This window comes from Alteromonas sp. S005, assembly GCF_036864475.1.
In the GTDB taxonomy this organism is placed as follows: domain Bacteria; phylum Pseudomonadota; class Gammaproteobacteria; order Enterobacterales; family Alteromonadaceae; genus Alteromonas.
The window spans coordinates 44,322-61,740 of sequence record NZ_JAZETN010000017.1 but is presented as its reverse complement, the minus strand read 5'-3'; the positions used below and the strand labels follow the sequence as shown (position 1 = coordinate 61,740).

The following is a 17,419-nucleotide window of genomic DNA, read 5'->3' as shown; positions in this document are numbered from 1 at the left end:
TTATTCTCCGTCTAGCCCTTTGATAGGTTTTACTACGCCCCACTTTTTACAGCTTGGGCACAGCCAATATAATTTTCGACCTGAAAAGCCACAGCTACCACAACGATATTTCGGGCGCTGCAACATTTGCTTTTCCACTAACTCTTTAAGTAAACGTAAGCTATCAGCCGTGGTTTTATCCGAAAGCTGGTCAATATAAAGCCCCATTAGGGTTTTGAAACCACGCATAGTCGGACGTTTACGAAGCTGTTCTAGAAGATATTCTGCGGCTTGGGTCGTCTCACCGCGCTTCAGTAAAACATCAACCATGGCCAAGTAAGATGTGGCGCACTCTTGCCAATGTGCTTCTAAATTTTTCTGGAAGCTGTCCCAGTCATCGGTTTCTTCTGCAATTTTTTCAAGGCTCGGCACCGCTTCGCTGAACCAATTAATATCGCGTTCTGCAACTTGAGTAAAATAGGCATTCGCGTCAGTGAATCGTTTTTGATTAAGCGCAATATCCCCCAACATTAGCCAGGGTCTTACGGCATGTTCATCTGCGTTAACCGCCTTCTGTAACAGCGTTAGTGCGGCGCCCTGACTTTCATTCTTTAATTCAACAGATGCTTGTTCACAATAAAAGTGAGCAAGACGTTCGCACAGGTCGTCATTATCACCATGACATTGCACCATGCGCTCCGCTAACTCTATCGCTCTCTCCCATTCTTTTGTGGTTTGATAGATACTAAATAGCTGCTGCTGAGCAATTAGGTAATGTTTTTCACTGTTTAAAAGCTGAAGAAACGCATTTTCCGCGCGCTCTAAAAAACCGGCTTGCGTATAGTCGTGACCAAGCTCCCTTAGCGCGTTTTCTCGTTGTGCTGGTTGCAGTTCATCGCGACTCACTAAATTTTGGTGTACTTTAATGGCGCGATCTATTTCGCCGCGATGGCGGAAAAAGCTACCCATTGCAATATGGGTTTCAACCGTGTCGCTATTCACGTTGATCATTTTGATTAACGTATCAACGGCCTTATCAGGCTGGTCAGATAGAAGAAAGTTAAGGCCTTTATAATAATGCTTAGATAGGATACTTGATTGTTTTCGCTGCGCTTGCCGGACACTATTGCGCCCCATTATCCAACCATACCCTGCCGCAACAGGTAAAAGGAGAAACAGCAGTTCGAGCATTAGTGGTCTTGTTCCAAACTCTGTATTTTAGATTTAGCAGACATTAACTGAACGCGTAATTTTAACCAGCTCATAAGCATTACTAGAATACCGATACCCACGCCTATCGAGAGCGTTATCGCTATTAATGTTGATAAACGCAGATTCGCCTGAGCAATTAAATAATTAACTGTAACTTGCGATTCATTTTGAGAGCCAATAACAAACGCAATGGCAAGAAGCACCAAAATAATGAGAAACGCTAGGATCCCTTTCAACACTCAACCCTTTTTTATTGATTTATTTGCAAGAATAGCAAAATGCTAAAAGAGATAACACTAAAAGAATGTTGGATTTTAGGCAGCGCCCTCACTTTCAAGCTCATGACGCTGAGGTTTAGCTATGAGGTTTTCCACCACTAAGTCATGATGCAATGCCGACATATTCGTTATAAAAATGCAGTGTGTGTAACCGGCCTGCATGGTTTCAAGCTTGTCATACATGGCTTTATCGAGTTTTGAAAGCTGTGCCAGACGCTTTTTGGTCAACGGCGTAATCGCGCCATAGCAGCGTACGGCTGTCACGTCTGTTGCGCTGAGCTGAATTTTTTCTTCATCTAACTGAGTTTTAATTTGCGTACGAAGTTTAGAGAACAAGAAGTCACGTTCTTTAATATATACTAAACGGTTATCGCTTTTTCTCACGCAATGAACCACTAAGGCTTGCTCAGAGGTTTCTTTGAACATAGCTTCTAATATTTTGGATTTGGGTTTAGCCTGCCCTTTATCTGCGAAGAAGCCATGAAGCGGAATGATATTTTGTGTACGTGAGAACGGGTAAAGGTCGTCAGATGCATCGCTTTGATAAACGGTTTTTAATCGGTCGAGGGTAAAACGATTCATTACGCAAAGCACCGATAACGACGGCATGTGCCTAACGGCGAGTTCCCAAATATAACGGTGTGTGGAGCGCTGAATACGAGCAATATCTCTCACTTTAAAATAAGCCGTATTTTCTTCAACCATATGATCAACATTAGAGCTCACTTTAGCTTTGCGCGTATCTTCCACAAGGCACAGCCTAACCACACCAGTTTCGACCTGGTAATGTACAACCTTATATTTTTCGCCCTTAATTTTCAGTTCCGGCACGGAAACACGTATTTCTTTTTGCAGATCGCTGTGCGGCTCAACTCTTAACTTCATACCACTACAACTTAAATCAGCGACTCGAGCATTGAGGGAGGTGAGTAAGCCGACTTTAATGGAAGCAGGTTTATCGATAACATAGCGGGTTTCACTCCGCCTATCTAAGTCTTCTTCCATGACATAATCTATGCGCCAATTATTACCGCTGGCTTTCAACGTTTTCGACAATGGCTTGAAGTCACATTTTGCAGAAAGCGTTAAGTTCGTAAGGTAGGAAGAAACATCTTTGCAGTATAAAACGTGAGATATCTGGCCAAGCTGCTCGAACTCCTTACTCGAAATATCATGAATAGCGAATGCCTTTTGCTTATCTTCACGAGTCACACTATCAAGGCGGCAGTGTGTACATATAAAATCGCCACTTTTAGCGAGCAAATATACGAGCGCATTTAGTTGCTTGAGCCCGAGAAGCTGCCTATGCGTAGCGGTTATTTGTACGTCACCATTTTTAGTTTTAATGTTGCCGTGGAAAACATAGGCTTCGTTGTACTTTCGCAATTCATCAACTAACGCGGCGAATATAGGCTTGTCTTGTAAGCTAGCTAGTAGTTTTTCTGCATTATTATGTTCAACATTCGCCTTAGTAAAAAGTGCAATAATCGGTTTGAGTGATTGCTTGTCAGGTGCCAGATAAACAGGAAGCCATGGGCTATTTTCTAAAATGCGGTCGCGCTCAAGTTCTTGCATGGCGCGCTCTATCTCTAAATCCCGTTGCAGTGGTTGCTTGTATGAAGTTACTGCTACATAGCGTTGTAGTGTTGCAAGAAAGCTATTATCCACGTTGCTTTGAAAGTTAAAGGTCGTTTCGTACTTTCCCAAATGCTTATTGTATTTCACAGACTCTAATTCGAGTGTAATTTCAGTGGGCTCTTTGGTCAGGCCTTTAACTTCTGGGATAGTGAAAGTAATCATATCGCCAGTAGAAGCATTGGGGGGTCTTTTGGTCTCTAGTGCAATGCCTCTATGCGACATAGAACTTATAGAGCAATGCCGACCTTTTTCAAACTCTGGGGAAGATAAAGTAAAGTTTGGGCGAATGGCAATGTCATCGCCAAAGTCGATATCGGTGAACGACTGGCTCTCAACGTTGAACGCATCAACGATCTTTTTAAACTGCTCTTTTTTTATCTGGTTTTGGTAGAAGTCTGAGTTCATTACCGACTCAAACACACCAACGGTATATCTATCTTGATAGAGTGAAGTTTCGTTTTTGAGAATTTGCGCCCCCACCTTATCAAGGCGCATTTGCACACCGAAGTGCTTAAATTTCATGACTGGGAACTGGGCAAAAGCAGAATTGTCGGCAGGTGCATCAGTCAACGACGTTAACCGAACAACCTCTTCTTTCACGACCTTGCGAACACTACTAGGCAAACGCTTCGAAAACTTATTAATCCCTTCCAACAACCTATTCTGTTGTTCGTACGGGATTAACGCGCGAATGAGCGGCTGGTACTGTTTTATTATTGCTTGTTCATCGCCGGCTGACATTACTTCTATGTATACCGTTTATTATTATTTGAATAATATATAACCCTATTTGAGTCGGGGTCAATAGGTATTAAAAATTAAACAAAAGTATATCGGAGTATCCGTGTATTTAAGACAGAAAATAGAATGGGAATATGAGAAGCCGACACGAAAATAATCGACAGGTACAAAAAAGCCGCTTTTCAGCGGCTTTTACAATGCATTATGCGATTGAGGCGTCTACCCTTTCGCGAAGTTCTTTACCAGGCTTAAAGTGCGGTACATATTTACCGTCAAGTTTCACCGTCTCACCCGTTTTAGGGTTTCTACCTACGCGAGGAGCGCGATAGTGAAGAGAGAAACTACCAAAACCTCTAATTTCAATACGCTCTCCCTTTTGAAGAGTTTGCGCCATTTGTTCTAGAAGCTCTTTAATTGCCAGTTCAAGTTCTTTCGCCGGAATATGACGCGCTTGATCCGCGAGCCGTTCAATTAATTCAGACTTGGTCATGCTTAACCTCATTGTCAATATTATTGTTTAAACAGCTATCGCGAATTGGGTGTGCAGGTGCACACCCACAAAAGCATTATTCGCCTTTAGCAGCTTTAAATGCTTCTGCCATCGCGTTAGCGAAACCAACATCTTCTTGTTGGTTAACTTTATCGATAGCTTCTTTTTCGTCAGCCTGATCTTTCGCTTTAACAGATAGGTTAACAGTGCGGTTCTTACGGTCAACGCCCATGAACTTCGCTTCGATGCTATCACCAACGCTTGCCGCTTCTGTTGCGTCTTCAACACGCTCTACAGCAAGGTCTGCAACGCGGATGTAGCCGTCAACTTCTTCAGCTAGGTTAACAGTAACGCCTTTCGCATCTACTGCTGTTACTGTACCAGTAACGATAGCACCTTTCTTGTTATCTGTCAGATACTTGTTGAAAGGATCTTCTTCGATTTGCTTAACGCCAAGAGAGATACGCTCACGCTCTGGGTCGACCTGTAGTACAACTGCAGAGATTTCGTCGCCTTTCTTATAGTCGCGAACCGCGTCTTCACCAGACTTGTTCCAGCTGATGTCAGAAAGGTGAACTAGACCGTCGATGCCGCCGTCAAGACCGATGAAGATACCGAAGTCAGTGATTGACTTGATCTTACCAGACACTTTGTCACCTTTTTCGTGTGACTCAGCAAATGTTTCCCAAGGGTTAGCAATGCACTGCTTAAGACCTAGAGAAATACGACGACGCTCTTCGTCAATTTCAAGAACCATCACATCTACAGTGTCACCTAGGTTAACAACTTTAGATGGGTGGATGTTCTTGTTAGTCCAATCCATTTCAGAAACGTGTACAAGACCTTCAACGCCGTCTTCGATTTCAACGAAGCAGCCGTAGTCAGTAAGGTTAGTAACCTGACCGTTGATCTTAGTACCTTCTGGGTAACGAGAAGCAATTTCTTGCCATGGATCGTTGCCCATTTGCTTCATACCAAGAGAAACGCGCTGCTTCTCTTTGTCGAACTTAAGTACTTTAACGTTGATTTCGTCACCAACATTCACGATTTCACTTGGGTGCTTAACGCGCTTCCAAGCCATATCAGTGATGTGTAGAAGACCGTCTACGCCACCAAGGTCAACGAACGCACCGTAATCGGTAAGGTTCTTAACGATACCTTTGATTTCGTGACCTTCTTCAAGGTTAGCAAGAAGCGTTTCGCGCTCTGCGCTGCTTTCTGCTTCGATAACTGCACGACGAGAAACAACAACGTTGTTACGCTTAGCGTCTAACTTGATTACTTTAAACTCAAGCTCTTTGCCTTCAAGGTGTGTAGTGTCGCGTACTGGACGTACGTCAACAAGAGAACCAGGAAGGAACGCGCGTACACTGTTAACTTCAACAGTGAAACCGCCTTTAACTTTACCGTTGATAACGCCTTTAATTGTAGCTTTATCTTCGTAAGCTTTTTCCAGCTCAACCCAAGCTTCGTGACGCTTCGCTTTTTCACGAGAAAGGATAGTTTCACCGAAACCATCTTCAACTGCATCTAGTGCAACGTCTACTTGATCACCGATAGCGATTTCTAGTTCGCCTTCAGCATTTTTAAATTGGTCAGCTGGGATAGCACTTTCTGATTTCAAGCCTGCGTCAACAAGAACGATGTCTTTGTCGATAGAAACAACAGTACCTTTTACAATTGAACCAGGACGTGTTTCTAGTTCTTGTAAGCTTTCTTCAAAAAGTTGTGCAAAATTTTCAGTCATAAGTCTCAAATAACTTTTAAGTTGATATCCACGCTTCTTATCCGGATAACGCGGGGTTATTAAAATTAGTCGCCACTTCCTGTAGCAACACTGCTTTGGATGCGATCAGCTCTCGTCATTAAAGGCGTGAGGAAATAATATCCATCGCTTTTTCAAAGACTTGGTCAATATCCAAGTCCGTTGAATCTATAATTACTGCATCTTGTGCCGGTACCAAAGGAGCCACCGCACGCTGTGTATCGCGCTCGTCTCTTGCCTTGATATCGGTTAAAAGGCGCGCAATATTAACATCCATGCCCTTTGCTTTCAACTGGCTATAGCGGCGTTCAGCGCGGGCCTCTGCGCTTGCCGTAAGGAAAACCTTTACAGGCGCATCAGGAAATACCACGGTCCCCATGTCGCGACCATCGGCAACAAGACCAGGATCTTGTTGGAAAGCGCGCTGTCTGCGAAGTAACGCTTCGCGGACCCGAGGTAATGCCGCAACTTTTGACGCCACGGCGCCAACTTCTTCGGTGCGAATATCGTCAGTAACGTCTTCGCCTTCCAAAATAATGCGAGTGGTATCGCCATTCGTCTCGAAACTAACATCAAGACCGGTTGCTAGAGGAACAACACATTCTTCATCATCACACGGAAGGTCGTGGTGTAGTGCAGCGACTGCTAATACACGGTAAATTGCGCCGCTATCTAGAAAGTGCCACCCTAATTTCTTTGCCAGCAAGCTACTTAACGTACCTTTACCAGCACCACTAGGACCGTCAACCGTGACTACGGGTGTGGAATGCATACCTGCTCCATCGTTTAAATTACTAAAAATCGCGCGCAATTATACGCTTTAGTGAGAGATAAGCAATGCCGCCTCTTAGTGACGGCATTGTACATTAGAATAAATCTGATTCAGATCAACGAAGCTAGAGGGGTAACCCGTACAGCACTTCATTAACCTCTGATTCTTTTTTATAAGGCTTTTACGCGCTATACAAAGTTTTAAAGCGAGTAAAATAGTCTGGGAAGGTTTTACGTGTACAACCCGGGTCGTTAATTGTGACCGGGGTATCGCTTAATGCAACTAGAGAAAAGCACATTGCAATACGGTGGTCGTTATACGTATCTATTTCAGCGTGTTTTAGCGAATCAGTTGGCCACACTTTTATGTAGTCGTGCCCTTCTTCTACTTTAGCACCTAGCTTTTGAAGCTCGGCTGCCATAGCCGCTAGACGATCTGTTTCTTTAACACGCCAGTTATAGATGTTAGTCATGGTCGTTGGACCTTCGGCAAACAGCGCTGTAGTGGCAATGGTCATGGCTGCATCCGGAATGTGATTCATATCCATGTTCACGCCCTTAAGCGGCGCGCCGGTTATTTCAACGTACTCATCATTCCACACCACCTTTGCACCCATGGCTTCAAGCACATCAGCAAAGCGGATGTCACCTTGAATGCTTTTCTGCCCAATTCCGGTTACGCGTACCGTCCCGCCTTTAATGGCGCCAGCTGCAAGGAAGTAAGATGCAGAAGAAGCATCGCCTTCTACCATAAATTTACCTGGCGCAACGTACTTGGCGTCACCAGAAACAGTAAACGTCTGGTAGTTATCATTCTCGACAGTAACGCCAAATTTAGCCATGGTGTCTAACGTGATATCGATATAAGGCTTAGATACTAATTCGCCTTTAATGCGAATGGTTACATCTCCTGAAAACAGGGGAGCTGCCATCAAAAGTGCCGTTAAAAACTGACTAGACACGCTGCCATCAACCGACATTTCGCCACCGTTTAGCGTCTTACCTTTAATTTGTAGCGGAGGATAGCCTTCGTTTTTAAGGTAAGACACCTCGGCATCTGCTTCACGTAGCGCATCAACTAAATCGCCAATTGGGCGCTCTTCCATTCGCGGCTCACCGGTTAACACGGTATCCACATTACTTGCAGCTAGTGCTGCGCATAAAGGACGCATTGCAGTGCCGGCATTACCTAAGAAAAGCTCAAGTGGCTCAGCCACCTCAAATGCGCCACCATTACCCTTCACTACGCATTGGGTTTTGTCTTCGCTTAAGTGATAGCTAATGCCTAATTTGGTGAGTGCATTAAGCATATGCTCAATATCTTCGCTATCTAGCAAGTTGGTTAATTCAGTTTCACCTTCAGCTAACGCGGCAAGCAACAGTGCGCGATTAGACAGACTTTTTGAGCCAGGGACATTGACCTCTCCCGACACGTTTGCAATCGGGTCTAATGTTAACTGCTCCATTTTATCCATTCACTCTTTCAAATTCGCGCATAAATTCAACTAGCGCAACAATGCCTTCTACTGGCATTGCATTATAAATACTGGCACGCATGCCCCCTACCGAACGATGCCCTTTAAGGGCAAGTAACCCTGCTTCTTGTGATTGTTTAAGGAACAATCCGTCAAGTTCAGCATTGGCTAAATGAAACGGCACATTCATTTTTGAACGGTTGTCAGGGTGAACTTTACTTGAATAGAAGTCAGAGCTGTCGATAGCTGAATACAGTAACGCTGCCTTTTCAGCATTGCGTTTAGCCATAGCGTCAACGCCGCCCATATCTTTAAGCCATTCAAATACGAGCCCCGCTAAGTACCATGAGAACGTTGGCGGTGTGTTGTACATAGAGTCAGATTTTGCCGCTAGAGCATAATCGAAGATAGAGGGCGTTTCTTTACGTGCTTTGCCAACCAGGTCTTCGCGAACAATAACAACTGATAAGCCGCTTGGGCCAATATTCTTTTGTGCCCCAGCGTATATGACGCCATGCTTTGCTACGTCTAGCGGTTGTGACAATATCGTTGATGACATATCAGAAACAAGTGGCACCTTGCCAGATTCTGGCAGCCAGTCATAAGCGATACCGTCTACCGTTTCGTTTGGACAAAAGTGATAGTAGGCCGCAGATTGATCGATATCGCTAAGAGCAGGCTTGGCAATGTAGTGAAGCCCGTCCTTTTCTGTAACGTCGCCCACTACTACCGCATTATTGTATTTATTCGCTTCACTCACCGCACCTTTTGACCAAGAGCCGCTCACTAAGTGAAGGCTGGTATCACCGGCGGATGACAAATTGAGGGGAACAGCTGCAAATTGACCACGTCCACCACCGTGTGTGAAAAGCACATGATAGTTAGATGGCACAGATAGCAGATCACGCAAATCTTGCTCTGCTTTTGCGGCTATCTCAATGAAGTCTTTACCACGATGGCTTACTTCCATTACAGAGCAGCCTAAATCGCGCCAATTTGTAAATTCTGATTGTGCCTTTTCCATCACTTCTCTAGGAAGCATGGCCGGCCCAGCACTAAAATTAAAAACCTCTTTCATTGCGTTTTTCAACACCTGTAGATAAGTACCGTTCAACCCGCTTTATTAAAAGCATATTGCGGGTCTATTAGGTAAACAAGCGGCAAAAGCCGCTTGTTTGAAAGAACACTGATAGTGCGCAAAACCTATGCCTGCGCGCTATCCCTACTCTTCTGTCGTTGAGCTATCACCGTCTTCTGCGGCGTTTTCTTGCTCTTGAACAGCAGTTTCTGCTTGTTCTGGCGCATCTTCTGAAATGATTGGGTTACCGTCCTCATCGAGTTCCTGTAACTCTGCCACTTCTTCAATACGCTGTAACCCTACAACATGCTCACCTTCTACTGTACGTATCAAGCGAACACCCTGTGTGTTACGGCCTACTACTGACACTTCGCCTACACGAGTACGAACCAGTGTACCTTGGTCACTAATAAGCATAATTTCATTGGTTTCGTCTACCTGTACAGCGCCAACTACTTTACCGTTACGCTCAGACACCTTGATAGACACAACACCTTGTGTCGCACGGCTCTTCGCTGGGTAATCTTCTAGCGGGGTACGCTTACCAAAACCATTTTCTGTTGCTGTCAGGACTGGGCCGTCACCTTTTGGAACAATAAGCGATACCACTTTTTGTCCATCTTGAAGACGAATACCGCGAACACCTGTTGCCGTTCTTCCCATTGGGCGAAGTGCAAGAAGCTCCTCACCCGTCTCTGGGTCTCGTTTCACTTCACCGGTTTCGCTGTCGCGAAGCTTTTCGTTAAAGCGAACGACTTTACCCGCGTCAGAGAACAACATGATGTCGTCATCACCGTGTGTGATATCAACACCAATTAGCTCATCACCTTCATTTAGGTTAACAGCGATAATACCGCTTGAACGAGGGCGAGAGTATAGGCTTAGATCAGTCTTTTTGACGGTACCGTTTGCCGTTGCCATAAGCACAAACTTGCCTTCTTCGAATTCTTTAATAGGAAGAATAGCAGTAATGCGTTCATTATCTTCTAGCGGCAGTATGTTCACAATTGGGCGTCCGCGTGCATTTCGGCTAGCAAACGGCAATTGATAAACTTTCAACCAGTACAAGCGACCTCGGGTTGAGAAGCACAATATATGATCGTGTGTATTCGCAACAAGAAGCTTTTCGATGAAGTCTTCATCTTTCATCTTGGTTGCAGACTTACCGCGACCGCCACGACGTTGTGCTTCGTAGTCTGTAAGCTTCTGATACTTCACATAACCTTCGCGAGAAAGCGTTACAACAACGTCTTCTTGCTCGATTAGATCTTCAATATCTATATCGTGGCTTGCAGCGGTAATTTCAGTACGACGCTCGTCACCAAACTCATCGCGAACTTTTTCAAGTTCTTCTTGAATCACTTCCATCAAACGCTCTGGGCTATTAAGGATGTGAAGAAGTTCTGCGATTAGCTCTAGAAGTTGCTTGTATTCTTCAAGGATCTTCTCGTGCTCAAGGCCCGTTAGCTTGTGCAGGCGTAGGTCAAGAATAGCTTGCGCCTGCTGTTCCGTTAGGTAGTACTTGCCGTCGCGGATACCGAACTCAGGCATTAACCAATCTGGACGCGCTGCGTCATCGCCTGCGCGTTCAAGCATTTGAGAAACGTCGCCTAAGTCCCAACCTTGGGCAACAAGCGATTTCTTCGCATCTGCAGGGCTTTGTGACGCTTTTATCAACTCAATAATTGGGTCGATATTCGCAAGCGCAATTGCCAAACCTTCAAGGATGTGGGCGCGATCACGGGCTTTACGTAATTCAAATACAGTACGGCGTGTTACCACTTCACGACGGTGAAGGATAAAGGCTTCAAGCGTTTCTTTAAGGTTAAATACTTTAGGCTGACCATTGTCTAGCGCAACCATATTAATACCGAATACCGTTTGAAGCTGAGTATTAGCATATAAATGGTTAAGCAGAACTTCGGCAGATTCGTTACGTTTAACTTCAATAACAATGCGCATGCCGTCTTTATCGGACTCGTCACGCAGTGCCGAGACGCCTTCAATACGCTTATCTTTTACCAGTTCTGCGATCTTTTCAATAAGACGTGCTTTGTTAACTTGGTAAGGAATCTCGTTAACAACGATAGTTTCTTTACCGTTGTTGTCAGTCTCTATTTCAGCTTTAGCGCGAAGATAAATTTTACCGCGACCGGTGCGGTACGCGTCTTCAATACCTTTACGACCGCTGATCATCGCAGCTGTTGGGAAGTCAGGACCAGGAATATGCGTCATCAGATCATCAATGGTAATTGATGGATCTTGAATTAAGGCAACACAACCATTGATCACTTCAGTTAAGTTATGTGGCGGTATGTTTGTCGCCATACCAACTGCGATACCTGACGAACCGTTAACTAGAAGGTTCGGAACCTTAGTTGGTAATACTTCAGGGATAAATTCAGTACCGTCGTAGTTAGGTACAAAATCAACGGTTTCTTTATCTAAATCGGCTAGTAATTCGTGCGCAATTTTTGCCATGCGAACTTCGGTATAACGCATCGCAGCGGCAGAGTCGCCGTCTACAGAACCAAAGTTACCTTGACCGTCAACCAGCATATAGCGCAGTGAAAACGGTTGGGCCATACGAACAATAGTGTCGTAAACCGCAGAGTCACCGTGAGGGTGATATTTACCAATTACGTCACCTACCACACGGGCAGATTTTTTGTATGGCTTGTTAAAGTCGTTTTTCAGTTCGTTCATTGCGAACAGCACACGACGGTGCACTGGCTTCAAGCCATCTCTTACGTCAGGCAAGGCTCGCCCGACAATAACGCTCATCGCGTAATCAAGGTACGAGTTCTTTAACTCTTCCTCAATATTAACGGGGAGGATTTCTTTAGCGTTATCAGACATAAACTGCTTAATCCCTTTATTTTGGTTTGTTCTGCGTTATCCAGCGCTTTACTTCACATCATTGTGTAAGCAAGGCTTGGGAGCGCACTGTTGTTATTATGTGGGTCATAATCGTGCTTCGAGTGTACCACTTGATGACAGATTTATGTAGCGCTTAATTACGCTTATTAATCAACTAAAAGGCAAGCGATTACTTTTCGCTCACCCCTTCATAAAATTTGTCTAATTCTGTGTAAAAACAGTGAAACACAACCAGAATTTACGATATCTTAAAAAGAGATAGGTTAAGGACTGTTTTACTCATGACGAATGTCGATCAACAAGAAATCAATAAATTCTCTGAACTTGCATCTCGCTGGTGGGATCCAGAGGGAGAATTTAAGCCACTGCATCTTATCAACCCACTTCGTTTAGACTTCATTAATCAACACAGCGAAGGGCTGTTTGACAAAAAGGTAGTCGATATTGGCTGTGGCGGCGGCATTCTCGCAGAATCTATGGCCCGTGCTGGAGCTGTGGTAACGGGTTTAGATATGGCAGAAGCTTCATTAGAAGTGGCCAAGCTTCACGGCCTAGAGTCTGGAGTGAAAGTTGATTACGTCTGTTCAACGGCAGAAGCATTCGCCGAGGCAAACGCAGGTCAATTTGATGTAGTGACATGTATGGAAATGCTTGAGCATGTGCCCGACCCTGCCTCTGTTGTTATGGCGTGCGCTAAATTAGTCAAGCCTGGTGGCCATGTCTTTTTCTCTACACTGAACAGAAACCTCAAGTCATATTTAATGGGGATCCTTGGCGCAGAATATATCCTTAGATTGGTTCCCAAGGGCACTCACGATCACGGTAAATTTATAAAGCCTTCTGAACTCATGGCGATGACGGATCAAGCTGGTTTACTTCCGCGCGACATGACTGGTTTGCACATGGACCCAATTTCCCAAGGTTTTTATCTTTCGTCTAATAATGTAGACGTAAACTACTTACTATATACAGTAGCGCAAAGTTAATTTAACACTATATATAGGGCTGCGGCGATATTTTAAACACCATATATCGTGTCTGTATAAAAATTGAATTCTAAGAATAAATTAATTTTTGCAGTTAAGATTTTAATTAAAACGCTTGCAATCCAGATATTTTACGCTTGTAGAACGCTAAAAAGTTAGTTGTTACTAACATAAATTTCATGCCAGATTGAGTGGTTGAAATACCACCAGATATTGGGTTGCAATCAAAGCGAAACCTCACTATCTTGTGTTTAATTCAGCACGGGATCCCATATGTAATATTCGGGATCGTAAATTAATGAATAACTGGCTTTGGGAATGTCAAATTCAGTTATATAGAACAATCTCGCTGAAGAAATAAAAGCAGTAAAGAATTTAACAAGCAGTCTCTACTTTAATACTTTCAGTGTTGGTTTAGACCGCTTTTGTGTGTGTTTTTATCTGGCGTGAGCCAACTGTAATAGCGACACACGCATTTAGAATTAAAACGAAAATGGGCAATAGATAGCCCACGCATCAAGCGCTAACAGACAAACGGCCAGTAACATGAACAACAACTTATTCGTCACCAAACGAAACGGTGAAAAAGAGTCCATCGACTTAGAAAAAATCCACAAAGTCGTTACATGGGCAGCCAAAGGACTAAACAACGTTTCTGTTTCACAAGTTGAAATAAAAGCGCAAATTCAGTTCTATGACGGCATTAATACCAGCGAGATCCACGAAACACTGATTAAATCGGCAGCTGACTTGATCTCTACTGATGCACCAGATTACCAGTACTTGGCCGCGCGCTTGGCTATCTTCCATCTTCGTAAGAAAGCGTACGGGCAATTTGAGCCGCCAGCGTTACTTGAACACGTTGGTAAAATGGTAGATTTAGGAAAGTACGACAAGCATTTACTTGAAGACTACACGCCTGAAGAATTCGCAGAGATGGAGACCTACATCGACCACTGGCGCGATATGAATTTCAGCTATGCTGCGGTTAAACAACTTGAAGGCAAGTACTTGGTTCAAAACCGTGTTACTGGTGAAATTTATGAAAGTGCACAGTTCCTTTATATTCTTGTAGCAGCATGTCTTTTCGCAAACTACGACAAAGCGACGCGTATGGACTACATTCGTCGTTTCTACGATGCTGCATCAACATTCAAGCTTTCGCTACCTACACCAATTATGGCCGGCGTACGAACGCCAACTCGTCAATTTAGCTCATGCGTACTAATTGAAACAGGCGACAGCCTAGACTCTATTAACGCAACGGCAAGCGCGATAGTTAAATACGTAAGCCAACGCGCGGGCATCGGTGTAAATGCAGGACGCATTCGTGCACTGGGCAGCCCTATTCGCGGTGGTGAAGCATTCCACACTGGCTGTATTCCGTTCTACAAATACTTCCAGACTGCAGTGAAAAGCTGTTCACAAGGTGGCGTTCGTGGTGGTGCGGCTACGTTGTTCTACCCTATCTGGCATATGGAAGTAGAATCTCTACTAGTGCTTAAGAATAACCGTGGTGTAGAAGAAAACCGTGTACGTCACTTAGACTACGGTGTTCAGTTCAACAAACTGATGTACCAGCGCATGATGAAAGATGGCTACATTTCATTATTTAGCCCATCTGATGTACCTGGTCTTTACGATGCGTTCTTCGCCGATCAAGAGAAATTCGAAGAGCTATACGTTAAATACGAGAACGACGACAGCATCCGTAAGAAGCAAATTAAAGCGATGGAACTGTTTAGCTTGTTCATGCAAGAACGCGCCAGCACAGGTCGTATATACCTACAAAACGTTGACCATTGTAATACGCATAGCCCGTTTAACCCAGAAGTTGCGCCAGTTCGTCAAAGCAACTTGTGTCTTGAAATTGCGTTACCAACTAAACCACTGCAACACGTTAACGACGAAAACGGTGAGATCGCACTTTGTACGTTGTCAGCATTTAACTTAGGTGCAATTGAGTCAGTTGATGAGTTTGAAGAACTAGCCGACCTTGCAGTACGCGCTCTTGATAATCTACTTGATTACCAAGACTACCCTGTTCCGGCTGCGTACAACGCAACTATGGGCCGCCGTACATTGGGTGTTGGTGTTATTAACTTTGCATATTACCTTGCTAAGAACGGCGTTAAATATTCAGATCACAGTGCTAATGCTTTAGTTCACCGCACGTTTGAAGCAATGCAGTACTATCTATTGAAAGCGTCGAACAACTTGGCTAAAGAAAAAGGTGCGTGCCCTAAATTTAACGAAACTACCTATTCGCAAGGCATCATGCCAATTGACAGCTACAAGAAAGACCTTGATAGCGTGTGCAATGAACCGCTTCACTACGACTGGGATGCCCTTCGTGAAGAAGTAAAAACACACGGACTGCGCAACTCTACACTGTCGGCATTAATGCCTTCAGAGACATCTTCGCAGATTTCTAATGCGACCAACGGTATTGAGCCTCCACGTGGTTTTATCAGCATTAAGTCAAGTAAAGATGGTGTACTTAAACAAGTAGTACCTGAATACGAAACATTAAAAGATAAATATGAGCTACTTTGGGACATTCCTTCTAACGATGGTTACCTGCAACTTGTTGGTATCATGCAGAAGTTTATTGACCAAACTATCTCTGCGAATACCAATTATGACCCAAGTCGTTATGAAGGTAACAAGGTACCAATGAAGCTTCTGCTTAAAGACCTTCTTACTACATACAAACTTGGTGTTAAGACACTCTATTATCATAACACTCGTGACGGTGCTTCAGACACCTCGGCGCTAGACGCTAAAGCAAACGAGCCTTTACCACGTCAAGAAGAAGTTGTGGTAGAGGAAGATGATGATTGTGCAGGCGGTGCGTGTAAAATCTAGTACACGCCCTTTTGCAAAAATGGCAGGTTCGTAAAAGGATTTTACGGTAACGCCTGCCATTAACGTTTCGCAGCAAGAACACAAACAATAATACGCGTTAATCATTAAGTTTTTAGTTAGGCCATCATGAAATACACTACGTTTAATCAGCAAAGTACTAATCCATTGATCGAGCCGATGTTTTTCGGTAATCCCGTAAACGTTGCACGCTATGATCAGCAAAAGCATGCCATTTTCGAAAAGCTTATTGAGAAACAAATTAGCTTTTTTTGGCGCCCTGAAGAAGTGGACGTTTCTCGCGATCGTGTCGACTTTCAAAAATTGACTGACCCAGAAAAACATATCTTCATATCAAACCTTAAGTACCAGACCCTGCTAGACTCGGTACAAGGTCGTAGCCCAAATATTGCGTTCTTGCCTATTATCTCACTACCAGAGTTAGAAACATGGGTTGAAACATGGTCTTTCTTTGAGACTATCCATTCGCGTTCATACACCCATATCTTGCGCAACTTGTTCTCAGATCCGAGTGAAATATTTGAAGATATCGTAGTAAACGACGAGATTAAGCGCCGTGCCGCAGATATCTCTAAGTATTATGACGACCTTATCTTTGCCACTCAACTATGGCAAACACAAGGTGAAGGCGTTCATACCGTTAATGGTACTGCGTACACGATTAATATGTACGAGCTTAAAAAGAAGCTTTATCTGTGCATGAACTCGGTAAATGCGCTTGAAGCAATCCGCTTCTACGTGTCTTTTGCTTGTACGTTCGCTTTCGCAGAACGCAAGTTGATGGAAGGTAATTCTAAAATCATTCGATTAATTGCGCGTGACGAGAACCTTCACTTATCTTCAACCCAGCACATTCTAAACTTATGGGCTAAGGGCAAAGACGACCCTGAAATGGCACAAATAGCAGAAGAGTGTAAAGAAGAAGCCCGCGCTATCTTTATGAACGCTGTGGAGCAAGAAAAGCAATGGGCTGACTATCTATTCCAAAACGGTTCAATGATTGGTCTGAACAAAGAAATTCTTTGCCAATACGTTGAGTACATTGCTAATCAACGTATGTCGGCAATTGGCTTAGACACACCGTTTGACGTTAGTAGTAACCCACTTCCATGGATGAATAACTATCTAAATTCAGACAATGTACAAGTTGCACCTCAAGAGTCTGAAATAAGCTCTTATCTTGTTGGTCAAATCGACTCTGCAGTAAGCGAAGACGACTTTGCTGATTTTGAGCTGTAAA

12 protein-coding genes are annotated in these 17,419 nt (G+C 44.0%); 3 read left to right on the top strand and 9 right to left on the bottom strand.

Annotation, left to right across the window (positions count from 1 at the left end):
- The 9 genes from lapB to gyrA all read right to left on the bottom strand — a co-directional run bounded on the left by lapB (position 1) and on the right by gyrA (position 12,286).
- Positions 1–1,170: a lipopolysaccharide assembly protein LapB gene (lapB, locus tag V7R55_RS16725; protein WP_334060404.1), complete on the bottom strand. Its 1,170-nt coding sequence runs from the start codon at positions 1,168–1,170 to the stop codon at positions 1–3.
- Positions 1,170–1,430 carry a LapA family protein gene (locus V7R55_RS16720; protein ID WP_438823603.1) on the bottom strand — a complete coding sequence of 87 codons (261 nt, stop codon included), beginning with the start codon at positions 1,428–1,430 and terminating at the stop codon, positions 1,170–1,172. The genes lapB and V7R55_RS16720 overlap by 1 nt, the downstream gene beginning before the upstream one ends.
- A gap of 75 nt (positions 1,431–1,505) precedes the next feature.
- Positions 1,506–3,848 carry a PilZ domain-containing protein gene (locus V7R55_RS16715; RefSeq protein WP_334060402.1) on the bottom strand — a complete coding sequence of 781 codons (2,343 nt, stop codon included), beginning with the start codon at positions 3,846–3,848 and terminating at the stop codon, positions 1,506–1,508.
- Positions 3,849–4,050: 202 nt separating this feature from the next.
- The gene (gene ihfB, locus V7R55_RS16710) at positions 4,051–4,338 is read right to left on the bottom strand and encodes an integration host factor subunit beta (RefSeq protein WP_014949641.1); all 288 of its coding nucleotides are present in this window, start codon (positions 4,336–4,338) and stop codon (positions 4,051–4,053) included.
- A 76-nt stretch (positions 4,339–4,414) separates the two neighbouring features.
- The gene (rpsA, locus tag V7R55_RS16705; RefSeq protein ID WP_039220847.1) at positions 4,415–6,085 is read right to left on the bottom strand and encodes a 30S ribosomal protein S1; all 1,671 of its coding nucleotides are present in this window, start codon (positions 6,083–6,085) and stop codon (positions 4,415–4,417) included.
- 118 nt (positions 6,086–6,203) lie between these two features.
- On the bottom strand, positions 6,204–6,875 hold the full coding sequence (gene cmk, locus V7R55_RS16700; protein WP_334060401.1) for a (d)CMP kinase: 672 nt from the start codon (positions 6,873–6,875) through the stop codon (positions 6,204–6,206).
- Between the two features lie 181 nt (positions 6,876–7,056).
- Positions 7,057–8,340: a 3-phosphoshikimate 1-carboxyvinyltransferase gene (gene aroA, locus V7R55_RS16695; RefSeq protein WP_334060400.1), complete on the bottom strand. Its 1,284-nt coding sequence runs from the start codon at positions 8,338–8,340 to the stop codon at positions 7,057–7,059.
- 1 nt (position 8,341) lies between these two features.
- Positions 8,342–9,427: a 3-phosphoserine/phosphohydroxythreonine transaminase gene (serC, locus tag V7R55_RS16690; protein ID WP_334060399.1), complete on the bottom strand. Its 1,086-nt coding sequence runs from the start codon at positions 9,425–9,427 to the stop codon at positions 8,342–8,344.
- A gap of 144 nt (positions 9,428–9,571) precedes the next feature.
- Entirely contained in the window at positions 9,572–12,286 is a 2,715-nt protein-coding gene (gene gyrA / locus V7R55_RS16685; RefSeq protein WP_334060398.1) for a DNA topoisomerase (ATP-hydrolyzing) subunit A, read from the bottom strand.
- 302 nt (positions 12,287–12,588) lie between these two features.
- Between gyrA and ubiG the strand changes: the two genes are divergently transcribed.
- From ubiG to nrdB, 3 genes are all read left to right on the top strand, one after another.
- The gene (gene ubiG, locus V7R55_RS16680; RefSeq protein ID WP_334060397.1) at positions 12,589–13,293 is read left to right on the top strand and encodes a bifunctional 2-polyprenyl-6-hydroxyphenol methylase/3-demethylubiquinol 3-O-methyltransferase UbiG; all 705 of its coding nucleotides are present in this window, start codon (positions 12,589–12,591) and stop codon (positions 13,291–13,293) included.
- Between the two features lie 546 nt (positions 13,294–13,839).
- The gene (nrdA, locus tag V7R55_RS16675; RefSeq protein WP_334060396.1) at positions 13,840–16,161 is read left to right on the top strand and encodes a class 1a ribonucleoside-diphosphate reductase subunit alpha; all 2,322 of its coding nucleotides are present in this window, start codon (positions 13,840–13,842) and stop codon (positions 16,159–16,161) included.
- Positions 16,162–16,287: 126 nt separating this feature from the next.
- Entirely contained in the window at positions 16,288–17,418 is a 1,131-nt protein-coding gene (nrdB, locus tag V7R55_RS16670) for a class Ia ribonucleoside-diphosphate reductase subunit beta (protein ID WP_334060395.1), read from the top strand.
- The last annotated feature ends 1 nt before the right edge of the window (position 17,419 follow it).

Bases quoted from the DNA above. Each gene is read 5' to 3' on its own strand.
- lapB (WP_334060404.1), bottom strand. From the start codon at position 1,170: ATGCTCGAACTGCTGTTTCTCCTTTTACCTGTTGCGGCAGGGTATGGT.
- V7R55_RS16715 (WP_334060402.1), bottom strand. From the start codon at position 3,848: ATGTCAGCCGGCGATGAACAAGCAATAATAAAACAGTACCAGCCGCTC.
- ihfB (WP_014949641.1), bottom strand. From the start codon at position 4,338: ATGACCAAGTCTGAATTAATTGAACGGCTCGCGGATCAAGCGCGTCAT.
- rpsA (WP_039220847.1), bottom strand. From the start codon at position 6,085: ATGACTGAAAATTTTGCACAACTTTTTGAAGAAAGCTTACAAGAACTA.
- cmk (WP_334060401.1), bottom strand. From the start codon at position 6,875: ATGCATTCCACACCCGTAGTCACGGTTGACGGTCCTAGTGGTGCTGGT.
- aroA (WP_334060400.1), bottom strand. From the start codon at position 8,340: ATGGAGCAGTTAACATTAGACCCGATTGCAAACGTGTCGGGAGAGGTC.
- serC (WP_334060399.1), bottom strand. From the start codon at position 9,427: ATGAAAGAGGTTTTTAATTTTAGTGCTGGGCCGGCCATGCTTCCTAGA.
- gyrA (WP_334060398.1), bottom strand. From the start codon at position 12,286: ATGTCTGATAACGCTAAAGAAATCCTCCCCGTTAATATTGAGGAAGAG.
- ubiG (WP_334060397.1), top strand. From the start codon at position 12,589: ATGACGAATGTCGATCAACAAGAAATCAATAAATTCTCTGAACTTGCA.
- nrdA (WP_334060396.1), top strand. From the start codon at position 13,840: ATGAACAACAACTTATTCGTCACCAAACGAAACGGTGAAAAAGAGTCC.
- nrdB (WP_334060395.1), top strand. From the start codon at position 16,288: ATGAAATACACTACGTTTAATCAGCAAAGTACTAATCCATTGATCGAG.